The 7,805-nt window shown below is 47.7% G+C and carries 8 protein-coding genes; 4 read left to right on the top strand and 4 right to left on the bottom strand.

The features are described from left to right. Together ACO6UY_RS20375 and gatC are read right to left on the bottom strand one after the other, a co-directional pair. A partial coding sequence (locus ACO6UY_RS20375) for an amidase (RefSeq protein WP_422491024.1) occupies positions 1-494 on the bottom strand: 494 nt, incomplete at its 3' end. Between the two features lie 131 nt (positions 495-625). Further along, entirely contained in the window at positions 626-913 is a 288-nt protein-coding gene (gene gatC, locus ACO6UY_RS20370; RefSeq protein WP_209203311.1) for an Asp-tRNA(Asn)/Glu-tRNA(Gln) amidotransferase subunit GatC, read from the bottom strand. A 19-nt stretch (positions 914-932) separates the two neighbouring features. Between gatC and ACO6UY_RS20365 the strand changes: the two genes are divergently transcribed. From ACO6UY_RS20365 to mreD, 4 genes are all read left to right on the top strand, one after another. Continuing rightward, positions 933-1,151 (top strand): hypothetical protein, encoded by a 219-nt coding sequence (locus ACO6UY_RS20365; RefSeq protein ID WP_422491022.1) that lies wholly within the window; start codon positions 933-935, stop codon positions 1,149-1,151. A 126-nt stretch (positions 1,152-1,277) separates the two neighbouring features. Continuing rightward, on the top strand, positions 1,278-2,315 hold the full coding sequence (locus tag ACO6UY_RS20360) for a rod shape-determining protein (RefSeq protein WP_020585121.1): 1,038 nt from the start codon (positions 1,278-1,280) through the stop codon (positions 2,313-2,315). Between the two features lie 425 nt (positions 2,316-2,740). Further along, the gene (gene mreC, locus ACO6UY_RS20355; protein WP_422491027.1) at positions 2,741-3,688 is read left to right on the top strand and encodes a rod shape-determining protein MreC; all 948 of its coding nucleotides are present in this window, start codon (positions 2,741-2,743) and stop codon (positions 3,686-3,688) included. Then, the gene (gene mreD / locus ACO6UY_RS20350) at positions 3,688-4,173 is read left to right on the top strand and encodes a rod shape-determining protein MreD (RefSeq protein WP_422449246.1); all 486 of its coding nucleotides are present in this window, start codon (positions 3,688-3,690) and stop codon (positions 4,171-4,173) included. Before mreC ends, mreD begins: the two co-directional genes overlap by 1 nt. A gap of 277 nt (positions 4,174-4,450) precedes the next feature. On the opposite strand, the gene ACO6UY_RS20345 is transcribed toward mreD, so the two are convergent. Both ACO6UY_RS20345 and ACO6UY_RS20340 read right to left on the bottom strand, forming a co-directional pair. Beyond that, positions 4,451-6,088 (bottom strand): hypothetical protein, encoded by a 1,638-nt coding sequence (locus tag ACO6UY_RS20345; RefSeq protein WP_422491020.1) that lies wholly within the window; start codon positions 6,086-6,088, stop codon positions 4,451-4,453. Between the two features lie 308 nt (positions 6,089-6,396). After that, a complete protein-coding gene (locus tag ACO6UY_RS20340; protein ID WP_422491019.1) occupies positions 6,397-7,578 on the bottom strand; it encodes a hypothetical protein in 1,182 nt (393 codons plus the stop codon). Positions 7,579-7,805 lie beyond the last annotated feature (227 nt).

Below are 7,805 nucleotides of genomic sequence, written 5' to 3'. Positions count from 1 at the left end.
GCTGCCAGCTGGGCTGCTACAGCTGTGGCAGAACCGCCGGAGGAGCCGCCGGGGATGGCGGATTTGTCCCATGGGTTTTTGACCGGGCCATAATGGCTGTTTTCATTGGAAGAGCCCATGGCAAACTCATCCATATTGGTTTTGCCCAGCATAACGGCACCAGCATCCCTGAATTTGCCGGTGACGGTGGACTCATAAGGGGCAATAAAGTTGTCCAGCATTTTTGAACCACAGGAGGTTTTTACGCCTTGTGTGCAGAACAGGTCTTTATGGGCAACGGGAATGCCGGTCATGGCGTGGGCATCGCCCGCCGCAAGGCACTGGTCGGCGGCGGCTGCCTGTTCCAGGGCTAACGTTTCAGTCACCGTAATAAAGCTGTTGATGTCACCATCGAACTGCCTGATTCGGTCAAGGTAGGTTTGTGTCAACTCGACACTGGATATTTCGCCACTGGCTAATGCCCGGCTCTGTTCTGCAATGGTTTTATCGTACATGGGATTCGTTCGGTTGGAAGACGTATGGTATAGAAGAGGCTCAGCTTCTACCGGACTCAGAGCAGTTATTATGAAAATAATGCCTTTTCGGCGTTTCTACCACGATCACTGCTGCAATATTTTCTGACGTATTACTCAATAACACGGGGAACCAGAAAGAGGCCTTCTTCAACGGCAGGTGCGCAGCCCTGTAATTGCTCTCGCTGGTTTTCTTCGGTGACCTGGTCAGGGCGCAGGCGCTGGATGGCATCCAGAGGGTGTGCCAGGGGTTCCACGCCCTGTGTATCAACGGCCTGCATGCTATCGACCAGTTCCAGTATGCTGCTGATGGTGGCAGCGGTTACTTCCACTGCATCGTCGTCAATGGACAGACGTGCAAGTTTTGCAACCTTTTTAACTCCAGAGGCGTCGATGGCCATTGGTAATGGTTCTCCATAAATGAATAACAATCAAATAAATAAGAAGCTAATGTATGGGCTGCCCACCTATTTCTCAAGGATTTATCGGGTGATCTATGGGATGATTACCGGAAACATCTCTGCTGGAATGGTAAATGGGGGGGCTGATTGGTGTAAAAATAGAACTTTGCAGTTTAACAAAACACACGGACAGTCACCCGGTTTTTCGGTAAATCCCACTATTAAGGCCGCTGTTTGAATGCTTTTCCTGAGATAAATGATTCAGGCACAGTTGCCACAGAGCACAATTGCTGCTTGCCCTCCGGAGGCAGCATTGTTAGAGTTTCTGGAATTACCCAAGCCTTGAATCAAGGTACACCATAACATGCTGAAAAGGTTACGTGGCCTGTTTTCCAGCGATCTCTCGATTGATCTTGGAACAGCCAACACATTGGTCTATGTCCGCGAAAAGGGCATAGTGTTAAATGAACCCTCTGTGGTTGCTATCCGCAATCTCGGTACTCAGAAAAGCGTAGTGGCTGTTGGTGCCGATGCCAAGCGGATGCTGGGGCGAACCCCCGGCAACATTACCGCTATACGTCCAATGAAGGATGGCGTGATAGCGGACTTTGATGTCTGCGAGCGTATGCTCCAGCACTTTATTAACAAAGTGCATGAGAACAGTTTTATTCAGCCCAGCCCTCGTGTGCTGGTCTGTGTGCCCTGCAAATCAACCAAAGTTGAAAAGCGGGCGATCCGTGAATCAGTACTGGGCGCGGGTGCCCGGGAAGTGTATTTGATCGAAGAGCCGATGGCGGCCGCTATTGGTGCCGGACTTCCGGTTGAAGAAGCCAGTGGCTCCATGGTTGTGGATATCGGTGGTGGTACTACGGAGATTGCCATTATCTCCCTTAGCGGTGTCGTATACTCTGAATCTGTGCGCATTGGCGGTGACCGTTTTGATGACGCGATTGTGACGTATGTCCGCCGCAACTACGGCAGCCTGATTGGTGATGCTACTGCTGAGCGTATCAAGCAGGAAATTGCCATCGCCTACCCAAGTGATGAACTGCTGGAAATTGATGTGCGCGGGCGTAACCTGGCGGAAGGTATTCCCCGGAGCTTTACCCTGAACAGTGGTGAAATTCTGGAAGCGCTTCAGGAGTCGCTGACGGCGATTGTTCAGGCAGTGAAAAGTGCCTTGGAACAATCACCGCCGGAACTGGCTTCGGATATTGCCGAGCGTGGCCTGGTTCTGACCGGTGGTGGTGCATTGCTGCGGGATCTGGATAAACTGATCAGTGAAGAAACCGGCCTGCCGGTTCTGGTCGCTGAAGATCCGCTGACCTGTGTGGCCCGTGGCGGCGGCAGGGCAATAGAGATGATGGATAAGCACCGTATGGACTTGTTATCCACGGATTAACGGCTCTGTTAATCAAGCACCTGTTTTGCAAAATGATCAGCAATATTTCTTCCCGAGGTATTGCTGATTTGCTATTTTGGTCTGCCACTAGGAGCCTGTCCGAGAATAGACTGCCCTACTGCGGTGGCAGCAAATTGGTCTAAAAATTCCGTTTTGTTCGGCAAATAGCCCCGCTATTCACCTCACAAAACAGAATTTTTATCCTCAATTTTCTGCCATCCTCGCTACGGGGTCGCCTAGACGGGCGCTATTCTCGGACAGGCTCCCAGGCAAAGTTAGCAGTTATCTTCTGGTGATCAGTGTTTTTTCGGTAATCGCGGCTTTTCCGGGAAGTGTTGAACTCATCACCTTAAATAGCTGATCACTGGAAATTGTCAGCCAGGTATGGGTGTCGATAGAACGGTGCTTCAGGTTTTTGATATGGCATTTTCAAGGCAATTAATCCGAAGCCTGGTAAGGAGCAGGTTATTAAACCGATTTTCAGTCAACGCCAGTCACTGGTCACGCGCTTTGTTTTGCTGATCATCCTGTCATTGGCGATTTTGTATTTTGATCATAGCTATCGCGCCCTGTCACAGGTTCGCCAGTGGCTGACTGTTGCTGCTACGCCTGTCCTGTTTCTTGCTGATCTGCCCGGGCGTATCTGGGGAACCGCTTCACAGGTGGTGATGTCGCACAACGACTTGCTTCAGGAAAACGCCCGTCTCAAGGCACGAAACCTGATTCTTGAACAGAAGGTTCAGAAACTTGCTTCATTAACAGCCCAGAATATCCGTCTGCGGGAGTTGCTGAACTCTTCTGAACTGGTGGATGAGCAGGTATTGGTTGCCGAGGTGGTTGGCGTTGACCCTGATCCTTTCCGGCACCGGGTGATCATTAACAAGGGAGCCATTGACAAGGTCTACGAAGGGCAGGCCATTCTCGATGCTCATGGCGTGATGGGGCAGGTTATTGAAGTCAGCCCGGTCAGCAGTCGGGTGTTGATGCTGACCGATGTGGCGGCCCGCATTCCTGTGCAAAATCACCGAACCAAATATCGAGCTATTGCTACGGGGACCGGTCGTACGGATCGCCTTGAATTGCAGCATATCCCGGTTACTGAAGATTTTCAGGAGGGTGATCTGCTGACCAGTTCGGGGCTGGGGGGCATCTATCCCGAGGGGTACCCGGTGGGGGTGGTTACCCGGGTTATCCATAATTCCGGCGATGCCTTTGCCTCTATTGAAGTTAAGCCTCTTGCTGAAGTGAACAGAAGCCGGGTTGTGCTTCTGGTTTTTCGGGAAGTCTCCGGCCTGATTGAGCCGATCAACGCTGCCCAGACGGATGTTTCAAAGACAAAGGTGGAGAAGAAAGCAGATGAGGTGCGGCGATAATGGTTCAGCAGGCTAATGCCCACTGGGTGGTGTGGATGACCCTGCTGGTGGCGGCAATGTTCAGTATTATGCCATTGCCTGAATGGTTATCACTGGTTCGCCCGGCATGGGTACCGCTGGTGGTTATCTACTGGGCTCTGGCATTGCCGGAGCGGTTTGGTTTGCTGTTTGCCTTTATTACTGGTTTGCTGCTGGATGTGTTTCAGGGAAGTCTGTTTGGGTTGAACTCCCTGGGGATGATCATGGTTGCTTTTATTGTGCTCAGCCTGCATCGGCGGCTCAGGTTATTTCCTGTCTGGCAACAGGCCTTCATGGTGTTCCTGATGGTAGGTTTTTATCAACTGCTGCTACTGTGGGTTCGCAGTGCTGCAGGGAATACGATTCCCTCTGTCTGGTATTTGCTGCCTTCATTATCCAGCGCGCTTATCTGGCCCTGGGTTATGTCCGGACTGCGTTTTTTGAGGCGCTATTTCCGGGTGGTTTAGGAATAGTCCTTGAATAATTTACACATTTCGGAGCCTCCGAACTCCGTTCGTCCTGAGCCTGTCGAAGGGCGTTAACTCCGAGGCATGATAGATTGTGCCAGGCACCCTTCGACTCCGCTCAGGATGAACGGAGAGTGAGTTCTAAATGTCGGAATTATTTAAGGATCATTACTTAGTTCCTGGTGTGAATGGGATTTGCCACTGGTATAAGTAGTTAACCAAATGTTTTCAATGTAATTGGAGGCTCGTTCATTTGGTTAACTACTTACAGAGGTCTTCATTTGCGGAGGTATCTTTCAGCAAGGTTATCAACAAGACGCTTCCAATCTTTTGTCAACTGGTGTGCATTGGCATCGAGTTGAATAAGAGCCGCTTGCTTGATATGTGCCTTCAATATTGTTTTCTCGTCTTCAGCTTTCAGCTGATTTTTAACGGGCAGACGGTCATAGCAAAAAATCTTGCTTGAGAAATCAATTGGGAATGCACGAACCTCATAATCAGCAGGACCTCCTGAGTGGAATTTTGCGCCTTTTCCCACAAGAATCATATTGAAGGCATCACCCGGGTTGTAAACTCCATTATCAATAAGGTTTCTAATATCCTTAACCAGTGGAGTTAAAGCCGCATCCCAGTTTTCAAGTATGGACGGCTTCTGGCCTTCTGATAACACTTTCTTACCGTTCAGATGATTAAAAATCTTAAGACTGGTTTTGCTGATCACTTCAAAAGCATTTTCTTTGGCGTATTCGCTAAATGATGGCGCGATATGGGTTGCTATTGAGTATTTGGTACCCTGAAACTCCCAACGAATAACAGCGGGTTCGATGTCAAGGGTTGGAATACCTGATTTTTTCAGGTAACTGTGCATCATTAACTCATCATAGAATTGATGTGGGGCCGCATTCATTGCCAGTGCCTGACCATCGCCAGTATCATAGAATGTCTTTGATGCACCAGCTCCCAGTCTCTTCTTGAGTTTTACTGTTTTAACCGCATCTTGAGTAATCAACTCAATGGGAATACCGCCATCTCTTGCTTTCTCCAATTGACTGTAGGCTGCTTTTGGAATTTCCTCAGGATGATGTGAAACATTAACTGCCAGAAAACGATTGTATCTTTCCATCGCATCTCTGACATTGTCATCAATGATGTATCTTTGCCATTGTACTTTGGCTCCGGGAATAACTTGAAGGTTTGAAGTCAGCGTTTTTGAACCACCCTCTGTCATTCGTTTTTGAGCCGTACTTTTAAAACTGCTCTTTGGTATCGGGCGTTGAGCCGGGGGTTGTGGCCCGCTCTTTGGTATCGGGCGTTGAGCCGGGGGTTGTGGCCCGCTCTTTGGTATCGGGCGTTGAGCTGTAGTTTGTGGCCTTCTCTTAGGTATCGGGTTTTGAGCTGTAGTTTGTGGCCTTCTCTCAGGTGTCGGGTTTTGAGCTGTAGTTTGTGGCCTTGTCTCAGGTGTCGGGTGTTGAGCTGTAGTTTGTGGCCTTGTCTCAGGTGTCGGGTTTTGAGTTGTAGTTTGTGACCTGATCTCTGGTATCGGGTGTTGAGTTGTAGTTTGTGGCCTTCTCTCAGGTGTCGGGTTTTGAGTTGTAGTTTGTGACCTGATCTCTGGTATCGGGTTTTGAGTCGTAGTTTGTGTTCTGCTCACTGGCAGCTGGTTTTCGGTCATAGTTTGAGGTTTGGTAACTTTTCGGTCATACAGGCTCTTGACTGCGTAAACAAGATCAACCGCCAGTGACGGAATAAAAGCTACTACAGACACCACAGCGGCAACAGCACGCCCAAAAAAGCGAGATGTTTTACTGGCAACAGCCTCAGAAATTTTGTTAAACCAGTTTGCGCAGGTCCATTTACGCTTTTCTGTGGTCTGATCGGTATTAAGTGCCGGATTACCAGCAATCGGGTCTGACATAGAAACCTCCTGTGTTTCTCTTTAAATCATGTAGTTGTAAATAATAATTTGGGGATATAGTTGATTATTTAATGGTTTGACCACTATGCAGTGAATAAGTTTCAATTCTTTTAAGATTGAATAAGATCTATCTGGCTTACCAATGGCTGCGTCGTGCTGAGCTGTTACAACAAATTGGTGTTTCCTGGCAGAAACTGACCTTTTAATGAAAAACCTTTTCCCGGTGAGCCCACCACCGGGAAAAGGCATCTGCAGGCAGAAATACTGAACCGGGATTCTTCCGGGATAGAAATCTGTCGCTACTTTTTTTACAGGAAGTTTCTTCGACGAAGGTATCTTGTGGTAAGGTCCTTAACAAGGCCTTTCCACTCTTTTGGCAAGGCGCATTTCGTGGCATCAAATTGAATGAAAACGACTTGCTCAATATAGGCACTTAATGTTCTTTCCTCCTCTTTCGCTTTAAGCCGCTTTTTAACGGGGAGCTGATCGTACTGCTCGACTTTGCTTGAGAAATCAAATGGAAATGCACGCGCCTCAAAATCAGCTTGCCCCCCTGAGTGGAATTTGTTGCCTTTTCCCACAAGAATGGCATTTAGAGAATCGTGCCGAGCAAAAATTCCATTATCAATAAGGGTTCTAATATCATTAACCAGTGGATTCAAAACTTCATCCCAGTTCTCAGGTATGAATGGATTCTGGCCTGCTGATAACAGTTTCTTACCCTTCAGTTGATCGACAATATTAAAAGGGGCTTTGCTGTCCAATACGAAAGCATTTTGTTTCGGGTATTCGCTGAATGATGGTGCGATGTAGGTTGCTTTTGTGTATGTGGTGCCTTCAAATTCCCAACGAATAACCGCAGGTTTGATTTCATTGGTAGGAATACCTAATTTTTCCAGGTATCGATGCATCATTAACTCATCATAGAATTGGTGTGGGGCTTTAATCATTGCCAGTGCCTGGCCATCGCCGATATCGTAGAAAGTCTTGGATCCACCACCTCCCAGCGCTTTATGGAGTTTTACTGTTGCGACACCATCTTCAGTAATCAGCTCAATGGGGATATTACCTTTGGCTGCCTTATCCAATTGTTGCTCTGCTGCTGTTGGAATCTCATCTGGATGATGTGTGAGGTTTTCTGCCAGAAAACGATCGTAACGTTCCATCGTAGCTTTAACATCAGCATCATGAATGTATCTTCGCCATTGTACTTTGGCTCCCGGAATAACCGGAAGATTTGGAGCAGTAGCCTGGAGTTTGGTGATTTTCCTGTCATACAGACTCTTGGCCGCATAAACAAGATCAACGCCCAGTGAAGGAATAAAGGTGACTACAGTTACCACAGCGGCAACAACACGCCCAAAAAAGCGAGATGTTTTGCTGGCAACAGCGTCAGAAATTTTTTTAAACCAGCTTACGCAGGTCCATTCACTATTTTGCGCAGTTGGCGAAAGATTGAGTGCTGGATTACCAATAATCGGGTCTGACATAGAAACCTCCTGTGTTTTTCTTTAAATTATGTAGTTGTAAGTAATATTTTGGAGATATAGTAAATTTTTTAGAGATTTGACCACTATCTAGTGAATAAGTTTCAATTCTTTTAAAATTAAAAAAGATCTATCTGGCTTACAAATGGCTGCATTGAGCTGGGCTGCTGCAACAAATTGGTGTTTCCTGCCAGAAACTGGCCTTCAATAAAAACCCTTTTCCCGGTGAG

The sequence above is a fragment of the Endozoicomonas sp. ALE010 genome (assembly GCF_049310165.1).
Lineage (GTDB): Bacteria > Pseudomonadota > Gammaproteobacteria > Pseudomonadales > Endozoicomonadaceae > Endozoicomonas.
Note: the sequence above shows the minus strand (reverse complement) of the source record. Positions and strands in the feature narration are given on the sequence as shown.

Bases quoted from the DNA above. Each gene is read 5' to 3' on its own strand.
- gatC (WP_209203311.1), bottom strand. From the start codon at position 913: ATGGCCATCGACGCCTCTGGAGTTAAAAAGGTTGCAAAACTTGCACGT.
- ACO6UY_RS20365 (WP_422491022.1), top strand. From the start codon at position 933: ATGAATAACAATCAAATAAATAAGAAGCTAATGTATGGGCTGCCCACC.
- ACO6UY_RS20360 (WP_020585121.1), top strand. From the start codon at position 1,278: ATGCTGAAAAGGTTACGTGGCCTGTTTTCCAGCGATCTCTCGATTGAT.
- mreD (WP_422449246.1), top strand. From the start codon at position 3,688: ATGGTTCAGCAGGCTAATGCCCACTGGGTGGTGTGGATGACCCTGCTG.
- ACO6UY_RS20345 (WP_422491020.1), bottom strand. From the start codon at position 6,088: ATGTCAGACCCGATTGCTGGTAATCCGGCACTTAATACCGATCAGACC.
- ACO6UY_RS20340 (WP_422491019.1), bottom strand. From the start codon at position 7,578: ATGTCAGACCCGATTATTGGTAATCCAGCACTCAATCTTTCGCCAACT.